The organism is Flavobacterium arundinis, assembly GCF_038289855.1.
GTDB classification, from domain to species: domain Bacteria; phylum Bacteroidota; class Bacteroidia; order Flavobacteriales; family Flavobacteriaceae; genus Flavobacterium; species Flavobacterium arundinis.
This window is the reverse complement of sequence record NZ_JBBYHR010000008.1, coordinates 25,781-39,450: the sequence shown is the minus strand read 5'-3', so window position 1 is coordinate 39,450 and position 13,670 is coordinate 25,781. Positions and strand designations below refer to the sequence as shown.

The 13,670-nt window shown below is 42.0% G+C and carries 16 protein-coding genes and 1 tRNA gene; 4 read left to right on the top strand and 13 right to left on the bottom strand.

Annotation, left to right across the window (positions count from 1 at the left end; genetic code table 11):
- Nucleotides 1–87: 87 nt before the first annotated feature.
- A complete protein-coding gene (locus tag AAEO56_RS13825) occupies nt 88–777 on the bottom strand; it encodes a hypothetical protein (protein ID WP_341697663.1) in 690 nt (229 codons plus the stop codon).
- Between the two features lie 244 nt (nt 778–1,021).
- On the opposite strand from AAEO56_RS13825, the gene AAEO56_RS13820 reads away from it, so the two are divergent.
- Nucleotides 1,022–2,596, top strand: a complete 1,575-nt coding sequence (locus tag AAEO56_RS13820; protein ID WP_341697662.1) for a hypothetical protein — start codon at nt 1,022–1,024, stop codon at nt 2,594–2,596.
- 64 nt (nt 2,597–2,660) lie between these two features.
- On the opposite strand, the gene AAEO56_RS13815 is transcribed toward AAEO56_RS13820, so the two are convergent.
- Nucleotides 2,661–2,734, bottom strand: a tRNA-Met gene (locus tag AAEO56_RS13815).
- A gap of 150 nt (nt 2,735–2,884) precedes the next feature.
- On the opposite strand from AAEO56_RS13815, the gene AAEO56_RS13810 reads away from it, so the two are divergent.
- Both AAEO56_RS13810 and AAEO56_RS13805 read left to right on the top strand, forming a co-directional pair.
- Nucleotides 2,885–3,277: an START-like domain-containing protein gene (locus AAEO56_RS13810; protein ID WP_341697661.1), complete on the top strand. Its 393-nt coding sequence runs from the start codon at nt 2,885–2,887 to the stop codon at nt 3,275–3,277.
- Nucleotides 3,278–3,329: 52 nt separating this feature from the next.
- Complete coding sequence (locus AAEO56_RS13805) at nt 3,330–4,169, top strand: aminotransferase class IV (RefSeq protein ID WP_341697660.1); 840 nt, start codon at nt 3,330–3,332, stop codon at nt 4,167–4,169.
- Here the strand turns inward: AAEO56_RS13805 and AAEO56_RS13800 are convergent.
- The 6 genes from AAEO56_RS13800 to AAEO56_RS13775 form a co-directional block, all read right to left on the bottom strand.
- Nucleotides 4,166–4,726, bottom strand: a complete 561-nt coding sequence (locus tag AAEO56_RS13800; RefSeq protein WP_341697659.1) for a YqgE/AlgH family protein — start codon at nt 4,724–4,726, stop codon at nt 4,166–4,168. The genes AAEO56_RS13805 and AAEO56_RS13800 overlap by 4 nt on opposite strands.
- Nucleotides 4,727–4,842: 116 nt before the next feature.
- A complete protein-coding gene (locus AAEO56_RS13795) occupies nt 4,843–5,124 on the bottom strand; it encodes an HU family DNA-binding protein (protein ID WP_341697847.1) in 282 nt (93 codons plus the stop codon).
- 182 nt (nt 5,125–5,306) lie between these two features.
- Nucleotides 5,307–6,254 carry a methionyl-tRNA formyltransferase gene (gene fmt, locus AAEO56_RS13790; RefSeq protein ID WP_341697658.1) on the bottom strand — a complete coding sequence of 316 codons (948 nt, stop codon included), beginning with the start codon at nt 6,252–6,254 and terminating at the stop codon, nt 5,307–5,309.
- Entirely contained in the window at nt 6,254–8,149 is a 1,896-nt protein-coding gene (locus AAEO56_RS13785; protein ID WP_341697657.1) for a RecQ family ATP-dependent DNA helicase, read from the bottom strand. The genes fmt and AAEO56_RS13785 overlap by 1 nt, the downstream gene beginning before the upstream one ends.
- A gap of 2 nt (nt 8,150–8,151) precedes the next feature.
- Entirely contained in the window at nt 8,152–8,691 is a 540-nt protein-coding gene (locus tag AAEO56_RS13780) for an ATP-binding protein (protein WP_341697656.1), read from the bottom strand.
- A gap of 391 nt (nt 8,692–9,082) precedes the next feature.
- Nucleotides 9,083–9,883 carry an SRPBCC family protein gene (locus AAEO56_RS13775; protein ID WP_341697655.1) on the bottom strand — a complete coding sequence of 267 codons (801 nt, stop codon included), beginning with the start codon at nt 9,881–9,883 and terminating at the stop codon, nt 9,083–9,085.
- 285 nt (nt 9,884–10,168) lie between these two features.
- Between AAEO56_RS13775 and AAEO56_RS13770 the strand changes: the two genes are divergently transcribed.
- Entirely contained in the window at nt 10,169–10,666 is a 498-nt protein-coding gene (locus tag AAEO56_RS13770) for a hypothetical protein (RefSeq protein WP_341697654.1), read from the top strand.
- A 545-nt stretch (nt 10,667–11,211) separates the two neighbouring features.
- Here the strand turns inward: AAEO56_RS13770 and AAEO56_RS13765 are convergent.
- From AAEO56_RS13765 to AAEO56_RS13745, 5 genes are all read right to left on the bottom strand, one after another.
- Nucleotides 11,212–11,451, bottom strand: coding sequence for a hypothetical protein (locus AAEO56_RS13765; RefSeq protein WP_341697653.1), 240 nt, complete (start codon nt 11,449–11,451; stop codon nt 11,212–11,214).
- A 10-nt stretch (nt 11,452–11,461) separates the two neighbouring features.
- Entirely contained in the window at nt 11,462–11,686 is a 225-nt protein-coding gene (locus AAEO56_RS13760) for a hypothetical protein (protein WP_341697652.1), read from the bottom strand.
- A 190-nt stretch (nt 11,687–11,876) separates the two neighbouring features.
- Nucleotides 11,877–12,161: a hypothetical protein gene (locus AAEO56_RS13755; protein ID WP_341697651.1), complete on the bottom strand. Its 285-nt coding sequence runs from the start codon at nt 12,159–12,161 to the stop codon at nt 11,877–11,879.
- A gap of 146 nt (nt 12,162–12,307) precedes the next feature.
- Nucleotides 12,308–13,240 (bottom strand): 1-phosphofructokinase family hexose kinase, encoded by a 933-nt coding sequence (locus tag AAEO56_RS13750; protein WP_341697650.1) that lies wholly within the window; start codon nt 13,238–13,240, stop codon nt 12,308–12,310.
- 102 nt (nt 13,241–13,342) lie between these two features.
- Nucleotides 13,343–13,642, bottom strand: coding sequence for a hypothetical protein (locus AAEO56_RS13745; protein WP_341697649.1), 300 nt, complete (start codon nt 13,640–13,642; stop codon nt 13,343–13,345).
- Nucleotides 13,643–13,670: the final 28 nt, after the last annotated feature.

Below are 13,670 nucleotides of genomic sequence, written 5' to 3'. Positions count from 1 at the left end.
CAAAAGCTTTTGTTATAAATTACATTAACATTCCAGTAATGATCGACCGGTAATGTGGCCGATGCTTAAAATTTAAAAGCAGGTTAATTACCTGGCCCAATATTCATTCCATCTAAACACAAGAAATTTGGATTTCTTTGCTTCGGCTATTGCAGTATCCATAGTATAACCGGGAGCAAAGCCGTGAGTCGCTTGTATCGAATAATCGTCCTCGTCCTCGTCATCCTGCTTAAAAAGCGTAGAATAAAGGAAAGTTTCGGATTTAGAAATATGCTCCAGCCATACTTTGTCCAAAATTTGAAAGCCAACCCGGGTGTTCTTATCATTGATGGGTAGTTCATCTTTAAACTTTGGCGCGCGCTTTTTAAGTGATATGTCATAAATATAAAACGGGCTGTCATAAACAATTTTAGAAATGTCCTTTTCTAATTTCCCAAAAGTCTGCTCGAATTCATGTACTGTAAATATCAGTATCGCCGGCCTTTTAGCGTTAAAATCAGCACTCCTGTTGGCGCAAATCACATCCTGTAAATTTTCGTCATGGAACGTATGCACCATTCCCGAAATGGCGAACGTTACTGCTTTATCCCACATTTTTTCTAAAGCAGTCCTTTTGGAATAGGGCTGTTCGATAGCCACAGTTAATTTAAGTTTGTCCCGGTCAACAATATACTGTTCCGTTTGAGGGATCTTGCTGTCAATTAACATTGCAACTTCTTCCAGCTCTGAATAGCTTGAAAAGTATAATTCTCCTTTATAATGTATTTGGGCAGGCATATATCTTTAATTCGGTTTAATTAATTACTCCCAGCTTTCTTTTGTGGCGGCTATACGGAGATTATTGTGGTATTAAATATATAATAATTTAAGAAAATAAGGGTTAATTATTCTTAAATAAATTAACCGGGATTGTAAGTTGAACCAGTAAAATTCTTACATTGTGGCTTTTGGAAGCGTACTTTAAAACATAAAAACCAACTTTATCCAGGTATCAAACCCGGGTACTTTAAATAAAAAAATAATGGGATCACAAATTTTTGACGTGCAATGGAATGATACACCGGCTGGGAAACCTGTCCTTTCAAAAGCTGAAATTATTGACTATTGTCGCCACTTTGGGCAGGATACAAAAGAACTTCATGAATTCCTGTCTCGTTTTGACTTCGATGAATGGGTATGTATGGAGCTTTTTGTCGATTATGTTTACGGAAAGGTCGATAAGAGCGGCGAAGTAGGGAGCGATGCCATACAATATCTCAACATCGTCGCGGGTAATTTTTTTACCGAAGAAGCTGAACTTGCACTTAAGAATTACATTGGGTTCGACAAAAAGAAATTCGATTATCAGTACGACAGGTCACCTTCGTTCGTCACCTTTCCGGATTGTCCGCTCTGGATCGTTCAGGTCACAGGTAAGCAAAAGCAATCTTCGAGTGGTATTTTCTTTATGCCTGCCATTTTTTGGAAGGATGCCCGAATGACCGACGAATCGTATGCAGATGAATATTTCGGAATAAAAGATCCTTACAATAAATGGTATCGTGAATCTTTTGGCAAGAACCGCGACCAAAGCCAATATTGGCGCAACAGGATCGGGTCGTACTCGCCCAATTTCATTAGCAGGGAGGTTGGTACGGGTATTGCTTTCGATCATCACGATGTCCATGTTGATAGTCCAAAAAACCGTTTGATGATTCTCAACTCCCGAAAGGACGAAATGGAATACTATGACCTTTCGAATCCTCAAACAAAGCTTTTAGCTCATAATTTTCTCAAAGAATGTTACAACGGGTTTATCGAAAATACCGACAATGGCTACCGTTTTTACCAGGAAGCCCGGATTTTTGAAACGGACAAGGACTTTAATGCAATTTCCGATCGTGCTGCGAAAATAGCCAATATTTTCGAGGACGGCTTTTGGAAAGTGATTGTCGACAAAAAAGGGATTCTGATGACAAAAAAGGAGACGGGAGAAGAAAAGCGATTCAAATTCAGCGATCTTATAATGTCATCGTATTCCAACGATCCTGATAGTCTTTCGATCTTCGCTAATTGGAAACATTCCGTTATCTTCTTTGGGAGCAATCTCTCCGTTATCGATAGCTCATTCAATGTGATGAATACAGCTTTCGAAAAGACATTCAAAAAAGAGATACAACCCTATATGTGCGGCTATGCGCAAAAGAAAAGAGCGCTTTCGTTGTCACCTGACCGGCACCTTTTGTTTACCAGTTATGGTGTTTTTGAGCTTGGTGCCGACGAGCAGCCCAAAATGATCACCGAACATTTGAGGGCGATTACCGGAGAAGTTTTGTTCTACAACGCGATAAAGGACAACGAACTGAAAGGTATTTGGTATGTTGCAGGCAATGACCGGTTGGTCTTTACGGATGAGAATCTCGAAAAAGGCTATGTGTTCAACTTTACTGAGCAGGATATCTCGCAGGAGCATTACAATACATTCCGCTGGAGCAATATTTTTTTTGATAAAGACGGAGATCTTTGGTATTCGCTTTTTGACGGAAAGCTACATAAGATAATCCGCAATGAGCTCACATCGGCAATGAAAACTGCAATTCCTTATTCTGTAAAGTAAAAAACCATATATATATAAAATTAAAAAACGCTTCGAGTTGATACTCAAAGCGTTTCAATTTCTGTAGCGAAGACGGGAGTTGAACCCGTGACCTCAGGGTTATGAATCCTGCGCTCTAACCGACTGAGCTACCTCGCCATTTTATTCGGTTGTGCATCCTTGAATGCGGGTGCAAATATAAAAATTTATTTAAAGGTTACAAATATATTTTAGCTAAAAAAAATTATTTCTTAAAAGGCTTTTTTATGAATGTTAAATATTATATATTTCCCGAAATTTACTAAACAAATGGACGAAAAAATAAAATATGAGCTGGAGTTTCCTATAACGTCATCTCCACAGCTTTTATACCAATATATCTCTACGCCTTCGGGCCTTTCTGAGTGGTTTGCCGACAATGTAAATTCAAGGGGTGAATTCTTTACTTTCATTTGGGACGACTCCGAAGAGAAAGCAAGGATGTCTTCGAAAAAAACAGGTGAGAAAGTAAAATTCCGCTGGGTAGACGAAGAGAATAACGACAGCGAATACTATTTTGAACTCCGTATTCTTGTAGATGAGATCACAAAAGACGTTTCGCTAATGGTGGTTGATTTTGCCGAGCAGCAAGATGTGGCCGAATCCAAGCAGCTTTGGGAAAACCAGGTGTCCGACCTTAAGCATGTTTTAGGTTCCGTTTAGGAATTCGCCGTAATATAAAGTATATTTGCCCTGAATTTACAGGGCTTTTTTTATGATCAATTACAATGGCAGCCTGGTTGCCAACTCCCATATCCCAATACACGAAAACAGGGGCTTTCTTTACGGTGATGCTGTTTTTGAAACCCTTAGGGTGCTCGATGGTAAAGTGCTTTTCCTGGAAGACCATTATTTCAGGCTCATGGCATCACTGCGCATTGTGCGTATGGAGATACCAATGTTTTTTACGATGGAATATATGGAAGAGCAGGTACTACGCCTTATCTCTTCCCTTGAAGCAGCACCGGCAAACCGCGCACGGATATCTTTCTTCAGGAAATCGGGAGGGACATACCTTCCTGTTGATAATAATGTTGAGTTCATTATAACTGCCGTACCGCTTCAGGAATCGCTTTATTCTTTTAGCGAAGGAATTTATGAAGTCGACCTGTTCCGGGATTACTACGTATCAAAGCAATTGCTTTCTACACTGAAGACTACCAATAAGATGGTACAGATAACAGGGAGCATTTTTGCGCATGAAAACGGGCTGGACAACTGCCTGCTGCTTAATGATGAGAAAAACGTTGCAGAAGCGCTGCAGGGCAATTTATTTATGCTAACGGGGAATAAGTTAGTAACCCCTCCGGTGAGTGATGGTTGCCTTAATGGGATTATGCGCAAACAGGTTTTGGAACTTGCAAAAAAAATAGAAGGGCTGGAAGTTGCAGAGGCATCTGTCTCACCATTTGACCTGCAAAAAGCTGACGAGCTCTTTATTACAAATGTAATAATGGGGATAAGGCCTGTGACAAAATACCGCAAGAAAGAATTCGGCAATACCTTGGCTTCAGACCTGGTGAAAAGGCTTAATGCAAAAGTGCGGCTGGGTTAATTAAGCGAAGGGTTTTCGGGTGCGTTAGACCATATAAGATAGTCGCCGCCAAGTTCCATTATTTTCTCTTTCCAGAAAGAGGTGCTTGATTTTCCTATTATTTTATTCTGGTAGCTGTTCTCTGTCACGATCCATGAATTTTCTTCCAGTTCGTCTTCCAGCTGCTGTGCGTCCCATCCGGTATAGCCAAGAAAAAAACGGATATTGTTTTTTCGTATCATACCCTTATTGATAAGTTCTTTGGTCGATTCAAAATCGCCGCCCCAATAAATACCGTTCGAAATTTCGATGCTTCCGGGTATAAGTTCCGGAATGTTATGAATAAAATATAGGTTATCCTGTTCTACAGGCCCGCCATTATAAATCTTGAAATTTCCCTTTATTTCAGGGATAAGGTCCTGGATGGTATAACCCAGAGGTTTATTCAGGATGAAGCCTACGGAGCCTTCCGAATTATGATCTGCTAGCAAAAGCACTGACCTGTTGAAAGATAGATCTCCAATGGTCGAAGGTTCTGCTATCAGCAGGTGTCCTTTTTTTGGTTTGTGTGAAATCATCTTTTGCAATTTGAAATAAATTTAACGAAAAAAAGGATACAAGCAAATAAATTCACAAAAATTTAAATAAAAAGCCTTCCGATTGGAAGGCTTTCATGCTTTTTACGTAATAGTAATTATTTAGAATTTACGTGACCGTCAAGCTCTGCACCCGGTTTGAATTTAACCACGTTTTTAGCCGCAATGCTTATTGATTTTCCTGTCTGAGGGTTTCTTCCTTCCCTTGCAGCCCTGTTAGAAACTGACCATGATCCGAAACCTACCAATGAAACCCTTCCGCCTTTGTTAAGAGCGCCGCTTACATTAGATACAAATGATTCAAGTGCTTTTTTAGCAGCACCCTTAGAGATTCCTGCGTCGGCAGCCATTGCGTCGATTAATTCTGATTTGTTCATAATAATGTTATTAATTGTTTGGTTAAAATTAATTTGTTTTTACTCCTGTTCTACAAATTTAGTAGGAAATCCAAATTACGCAAGTGTTTTGGGTATATTTCAATTTAATTGTTGATAACTTTCTTCAAAATGTTGACAGTAGGGCTTGTTTTATCAAAAATCGCTAAACTATCAGCGTTTATTGGCTATACAGCCCTTGCATCAGCCGAAAAAGCCATGCCATTTAAAAATTCCTGAGCTGTCATTTTTTTCTTACCTGGAAATTGCAGGCTTTTAATTTTGATATAGCCGCCACTCACTGCAACATTAATTTCTTTTTTATTGGCGATGATTGTGCCTGCTTCCTTGGTGGATTCATCTTTAGTAAAAGCTGTTTCATATATTTTTACATCCCATTCCTTCCCATTATCCTGAAAGGTACACCAGGCTGCCGGATATGGGCTCAATCCCCGCACGAGGTTATGGATCTCGCCCCCCGGCTTCGTCCAGTCAATCCTGCAATTCTCCCTGTTCAGCTTGTAAGCAGTCTTTACATCACTATCGGTTGCCTGTATGGTAGTTTCCGCTTTTCCGCTTTCTATGAGCGTCAATGTTTTTATTACAGCGTCTTTTCCCAGGGTCATCAGGCGGTCATGCAATTCGCCGGCATTCTCGTCGGGCCCGATTTCAATTTCCTGTTTGAGTATCATGGCACCGGTGTCTATCTTTTCATCTATAAAGAAAGTAGTTACACCAGTGCGTTCTTCACCGTTAATAATAGCCCAGTTTATCGGCGCCGCACCACGATATTGCGGCAGGAGGGAAGCATGCAGGTTAAACGTACCAAACTTTGGCATCTTCCATACTGTTTCAGGAAGCATCCTGAACGCAACTACAACATGCAGGTTGGCATTGAGGGCTTTCAGTTCAGCAAGGAAATTTTCATCCTTCAGGTTGGTGGGCTGTAGCAGTGTCAGGTTCTTTTCCAGCGCATATTCCTTGACAGCCGAGTATTTTACCTTCTGGCCACGGCCCGCAGGTTTATCGGCTGCGGTAATCACGCCGGCAATATCATAATTGTGCTGGTAAATGGTATCCAGTATGCCCACGGCAAATTCGGGGGTTCCCATAAAAATAATTCGTAAGCGTTCCATTATTTCAATATATATTGGTTATTGGTATTCATCTTAATCCGGTTGTTGTCCAGCAGCAGCTTCAGGGCAAACACGGTTTCGTCCGGTGTAAGCTCCAGTTGCTTTTCAATTTCCCGTGAGCCAAGTGGCTGTACTTTGAGCATGCCTAATATAGCATTCGCCAAGTCAACCGGGCTTTTGGGCTTTCTGTCTTTAGTGATGCAGTACGAACAGATGCCGCAATCCTTTGTTTCCTTTTCATCGAAGTATTCCAGTATCAGGCGGCTTTTGCATGTTGTGGTATTGGATATATATTCGATGACCGAAGCGAATTGCCGCACCTTAACCTCATTTTGTTTTTCAAGGAATTTCGCCACACGGTTAATGGTGAGTTCGTCTTCCCTTATTTCGTTAAAGGTAATGCTGCTGTCGCTGCCGGAACTTTTGTATGAAACGATCTCTTTATGTTGCAGCCTTTGCAGCAGCTTCAGTAATTCCTCTTCGGTTGCCTTTGCCTTTTTCGTGATCAGGCTGCTGTTAATGGCTGTTTCCATATCAAAAATGCCCGGATAATTACGCAATATGGCAAGCAGCATTTCCTCATCGGCTGGGTTCATACTGATGTAGCGCATCACTTCCTTACTGGACATCAGGAATTGCAGGCTTATTTTTTCCGAAAAATGTTTGGACAGTGTCAGTATTCCCTGCCTGTCCAAAAACTGCAATGCATTATAGGCTTTCGTAACCGGAAGGTCATAGCGTTTACAAAATTCATTAAAGTTAAAGGAAAACGTTTCGTCAATGCCTTCGCCATAGGCTATCTGCAAATAGCTGTTCAGCCTTTGATAGGTTTCTTTCAGGAAACTCCTGTCTGGCAGCACTGCAATAAATTGGCTTTGCGCCGATTTTATATCTGATGGGCTAACGAGCAGCACGGCAAATGACTTCTTTCCGTCTCTTCCTGCGCGCCCTGCTTCCTGGTAATAATTTTCTATATTTTCCGGCAGCTGTATATGGATAACAGTCCTCACATTTGGCTTATCGATTCCCATACCGAAGGCATTGGTGGCTACGATAACCTGTACCCTTTCCTTCATCCACTGCTCCATATTCGCTTCTTTCTCTTTTTCCTTCAGGCCACCATGGTAATAGGTGGCTTTAAAGCCAAGCGACTGCAATTGCTGTGCAACATCATGGCAGGCCTTGCGGTTGCGGACGTATATAATAGAGGGTTCAGGGTTTTTAGTAAGTATCTGCCGGATGCGGTGCAGCTTGTCTTCCGTTTCAAAAACCATGTAGGCAATATTTTCCCGCGCAAATGATTTTCTGAATACAACAGGATTTTTGAGCCCTAATTGTGCAATAATATCTTCCTCGACCCTTTTTGTTGCCGAAGCCGTAAGGGCTAGAAAAGGCACGTTTGGAAGCTGTTTCCGCAGGTTGACGATCTTAAGGTATGCCGGCCTGAAATCATGCCCCCACTGCGATACGCAGTGCGCTTCATCAACCGCAACGAGGTTGATAGGCAATTGTTTTATGCGCTCGATCACCCAGTCCGATTCAAGGCGCTCCGGCGAAAGGTACAGAAATTTATAATTACCGAATTTGCAGTTATCTAAAAGGTTACTCAATTCATCCGAAGCAATGCCGCCGGTTAGCGCGATTGCTTTAATATCCCGTTTAGCAAGGTTTTGCACCTGGTCTTTCATCAGGGCGATAAGCGGCGAGATAACAAGGCACAGGCCTTCGTTCATCATGGCGGGCACCTGGAAGCAAACCGACTTGCCGCCGCCGGTAGGCATAAGCGCAAAGGTATCTTTTCCGTCAAGGACCGACCGGATGATTTTATCCTGCGGATCCCTGAAGGTGTCGTGCTGCCAATATTTTTTCAGGATTTCAGATGCCTGCTGCTGCATAATTATTTTGAAAGTTGCCCTAAGATAAAAAGAATTCTGTTATCAGGGGTGTCTTTCGGTACTTCAATCAGGTCGTAGCCATAACTTTTATAGGTTTCAGCCAAATGCCCCGAGATAAGCTTGGCCTGTTCGTAGTTTTCATAACGGGCATCGTCGGCGGTATAGATCTCTTCCCATGTGGGCAAAAAGAAAACGCGGGTGTATTTGTGTTCCTTGCACGCGTGGTCAAAAAAAGCAGGGTAGGAGTCGCCTATATAATGCATATAGGCCAGTACATCGGGCAGTCCGCGGTCTATAAATACGATGTCGGCTTCTTCCGCGATAGCGCTGTTGAATTGTTTTTTACGTCCTTCCAGTAAAAGTTCACTAAAGAGCAGGGGTTTTTCAAGAAAAAGCTGCTCAATTCCCTGTTTACGGGCTTCAAGGGTCACTTCGCGCGAAATTTCTGGATAGCATGTGTATCCTCTTTCGCTCAGCTTCTCGATAAGGGTGGTCTTGCCTGAGCCCGGCCCGCCTATGATTACAACAATTTCTTTACCCACGTTTTAAAAAGTAAGCGGCAAATTTACTCAAACAATACTGATTATAAAAAATGTTTCGCCATGAATTACAGGAATTAACATCATTCAGCCATTCCCTATTCATATAGTTTTGCATTTTTTAAAGTCATAAAGAATTGCGAAACCCGTTTTGTGCACCAGTGTAGCTGCCCTTCTCCTTTGGAGAGGGGTTGGGGTGAGGCCTTTTTGGGCGTGCCGGCTCCGTGCCTCCGCCGTAAGTCCGCCGGAGCGGATATATCTCCCTCGTGCCTCGGAAGGATGCCGCTTCCATCCTTCACGCGAACTTCACTCAAACCTATATTCCATTAGTAAAATTAATTTTAAACAAAAAGCTGCCCTTTCAGACAGCTTTCAAACCAATAAATTATTATAATTACCGCACCGGCGCAGTACCTACCTCGATGTATTTCTTAAAATTCTCAATATCGTTGCGCACCATCTTCTCAAATACAGGGCTCAGTAATCCGGCTGCAAGCTCGCCGGCTTTTCCCAGGGGTGCGTGATAAGAGATAGTAACCTCAATATCGGTAGAAGTGCCATTATCGGTAAACTTTACTTTACCCGAATTATTTACAGTCGAGCCCGGCATCGAGTGCCAGCTCAGCAGACGGTTTGGTTCATCCATAAGTATCTCTGCTTTAAAGCTTATAGTGCCCAGCCCGCCCGGTACTCTGGCTTTCCATTCAGATGTATAATTGTCAATCACCATTACGCTATGAAGGTGGCTCATGAATAAAGGAAGGTTTTCCAGCTTTCTCCACGCGTTGTATACTTCAGCTACAGGCTTGTTTACAGTTAGCGATGTGGTGATGGAAATATTGTTACCGTTTAGTTTTCCCGTCCTTTCTATAAGGTCATAAGCCGGGCAGTAACCGCTTACACCCCTGAAAAGCATGGTTCCGGCAGCAACGCCTTCCATAACTTTTTTGTCGTTTTTCTTTGTCAGCGCACGATACAGCAGGTAAGAACCTGCAGCAACCATAAGGATACGCTCTGTTTTACTTACGTTAACTCTCAATCCCGGAATAATGCTTTTTTTATGCTTGTTAAGATAAGGGTCGGCTTCCTGCACATTGGAAACAGATGCATAACGGTTCGGGTCGGTGCCCGATGGGTCGTACTTTGAAAAGTTTTGTTTCGCGTTTGGCGCAACAGGATTTTTTGTAGGTTCCATGACTATAGTTTTTTGAATTAGGTTTTGAATAAAATTAGCTATTAAACCGCTATGGGTCTTGTAATTATATGATAAAGTATTCTTAATGTTGTTATAAAGAAAACGCGTATTTTTCTTATTAAAAAAATATATGCAGGCATACTTTATTAACCTTACATTAAGGGTTAATCACAAACTAATTGTAAATGTCCCGATAAGTTTTTCTGTGACTTTTTTAGTAGGTAATTTTACAATAGAAATGATGCAGAGTATAAAAAATGCATGTTGAATTAAAATTTATGAGCTATGAAAACACTTATCCTCACACTGTTACTTTCGCTGCCTGTGCTGGCGCAAAATAACTTCAGGGCTGAAAACGGAGCTATTATATGGGAAAAATCGTTCCCTGCGGGCAGCACCGACATTGCGGCTCTTTTAGAGACACAATCTGCAATAAAAGTAGATATAGCTGTAGACAATGAAATAAAAGGTATTGCAAAAGAACTGAAGATTGAAGGCGAAGGCGGAACAGCGCTTATGAAGAGCAACTGCAACTTCGACTTTGATATAGCCCTGCAGGGCGACCACTATATAGTACGGGTTGTAAACCTCAAATTCCTCGAAAAAATCGGGCCATTGCAAATGAGGACTATGGTGAGCAGCTGGGAAAAATACTTTATGGATAACAGGAAAATAAGGCCTACGCCGGTTACACAGGGCAACCTGCAATACCTGGATGAATTTTTGAGTGGTGTATTTTCCGGTGCAGTAATGACAAGCTCGGGCGCGATCACAGCGAACTAAGAATAATACAATTGCTATAAAAATAAATTGGTTGAAAAGCTCCCGGACGAAAGTTCGGGAGTTTTTTATTGCCATTTTATTGAGGGGTTAAACGCCATTGTGTGTCATTTCGACCGTAGCAACGCCAAGTGGAGAAATCCAATCGCATAAGAATTTTAGCGTGCCGGCTCCGTGCCTCCGCCGTCGGGCCATTGCTTCGCCAGTTCGGCCTACGGCCTCGGGTCGTTGTATCTGCTCCGTTCCTCCGCAGGATGTCACTCCTGTCCCTCACGCGGACGTTTCGCATCATAATTTATATAAAGAACATATGTGCAATTACGTTTTGTCATTTTGTTCGAAGCGCTGCGGAGCAGAGGAATTCAAAAGAATTTTCTATATGCTCTGCGAAGTCTCTTACTTCGCGGATGTGTGAAGGTCTCTGACCTTTAATTATGGATGTCTGAAACATGCCATATCGCCACTAAGTCAGAGACTTCGCGGAGCTAACGAGTGGTAAAAAAAAAGCCACCCCGAAGGATGGCATAAAATCAATTAACCCTATATTTTTATGACGCTGCCAACGGAATAACATAGATATGCTTCCGCTTTACTTCGCCGTCTGTGTCTTCCAGCACTTTTACGCCAAGTACTTCTACCGGCCTGTACAATGTAAAGTTATTTTCGCTGAGATATTCTGCCGCCACCACATTATAATCATCAGGGTGAAGCAGGATGGTATCGTTTTCTGAGAGGTTGTTATCAAGCACAAACTCATGCACCGTCTCATAGCTTATCGGAAATCTCATAGCTGTGGGACTAGTTGAATTTTACTTCAAGGATATCAATCTCATCTTCGCTTATCTCATTATTATCGTCGGCAATAATATTAATGCCCGATACACATAATGACTTCACTTTTTTCTTTCCCGAAGTAACAAGCTTATCGAAATTAGACGGATGCAGCATCAGCATCACATTCTCGCTTAAGGCATTCGTAAGGATAAAATTCTTAATTGTGGCTAAGTCGATGTTCTTGTTCATAATTATTGTGTTTGAATGTTTAGTATTACAAAGATGGTTTTTAAACCTCTAAAGTTTTGGTAAGGGTTTGCTAATAAAAGATTAAAATTTTTAAGAAAATACTTAATCTATTACGATTGAAACACGCGTAATACTATGCGAACAAGAAAGATAGAGTGTTATTTATTGCGATAAAGAGGTATTAGTCAGGCTACCACACCAGCAGCTTCATGAAATAGTCCATATCATTAGTATAGGCCATTTGGCTAAGGCTTATCCCTATGATCGTATATTTTTCACCATCATGGCTGCCCTCAATTTCAAAACTTCCGCTGGCCTGGTGCAGGTCCAGAAAGACTTTAATGTCAAAATCGTCCATTTCTTTTTCCGGCAACAGTACAAAATAGTCAATTAAGGTATCGGTACCCTTAAAATCGGCCTTTCCTTCAAAGTTCTTTAATTCCTCAAAGGCATCTTTAGCATCTTCGTAATTCATCTTTAAATTTTTATTGATTAATTTCTGTTTTTTATTGCCCTGAATTACTGAGATTTCTCCACTTCCTTGCACTTTGGTACAAATGACACCAAGCACCTTTTAATATGATTATAACGCTATAGAAAATAATCAATAAAAAATCATCATTACCTCGAAAGCCACTGGTACAGCCTTTCTGCATTTTCTTTAGTAAAGAGCCCGGTTCCCTTGCTCATGGTAGCTGCGCTGCCACAGGCCACGCCCATACGTGCCATTTCGATCATACTGCCATCTTTTGCCAAAACAGATACCATACCCGCTACCATGCTGTCACCTGCACCAACGGTACTCAGTTTTTTGACAGATGGCGCCGGCACATGCAGCGTTTCATCCTTAGTTACCAGATAAGCGCCCTGCGGCCCCATCGAAACCACAACAATTTCGGCCTTCCCTTCGTCTATCAGTTGCTTTGCGGCTTCATCAGCGCTTTCGTTGTCTAGTTCTTCTTTTCCGGTAAGCCTGCTGAGTTCCCCCAGGTTCGGCTTGAGCAGGAATACGCCTTCTTTCATTATCTCTGTAAGCGCATCGCCGGAGGTATCGGCAATAACCCTGGCGTTTTTTGCTTTTAGCTCTTTTATCAGGCTACTTAAAAATGAAGGTTCGATGCCGGGGGGAAGGCTACCGCTGATAACCACTATTTCCGGAAAAGGCGATGTATTTAAAATTTCTGTATGGATTTTTTCAGCTTCTTCACGGGTTATTTCCTCACCGGGCATCCCGAAGCGGTATTGGTCGTTGCTTGTGGTATCGACCACGATAAAGTTTTCCCGGGTTCCTGCCGAAACTGCTATGGGTTGTATTGCAATTTTTTCCTTTTGCAAAAGTTTTTCCAACAGCTCACCTGTACGGCCCCCCGAAGTAAACAATGCCGTAGAGCTTACTCCAAGCCTCGCCAGGCCGCGGGATACATTGATGCCGCCGCCGCCGGGTTCATATTTTGGCTGCGAGCAGCGCACTTTCTTTTCGGGTTTTATTCCTTCGGCCTCACAGCTTTTGTCAACAGTGGGGTTGAGGGTTATGGTGAGCACGTGTTTTATCATGAGAATGCCTTTTCTTTTGTTATAAGCTAATATACCAAATATAAAGGCATTCCCACATTAATGATGTGTTAAATGGAAGTACAGCACAGGTAACAGGAAGTTTTAACTCACAAACCTTTCCAGGATGCTGTATTCGTTGCTTAGCTCAATATAATAACAGCCCTGTGGGATCTCAACGTCGAAGCCGGATATTTGCTTATCGGTAAAGCCTCGCTGTTCCAGTTCTTTTTTTGTATGCAGCAATACGGGCTCATCACCAACGTAATACAGATTGTCGTCAGTCTTGTTTATCTCCGTGATCGGGCCGGATATACCATAGTCCATAGAATTGTATAATAGTTCTTTTTCCAATTCTTCATCAGATAGTTTATCGAGCCAGGTTTTTAGGTCTTTCAGCTTCATTTTGCAAGAGTAATTAATTATTAAATAT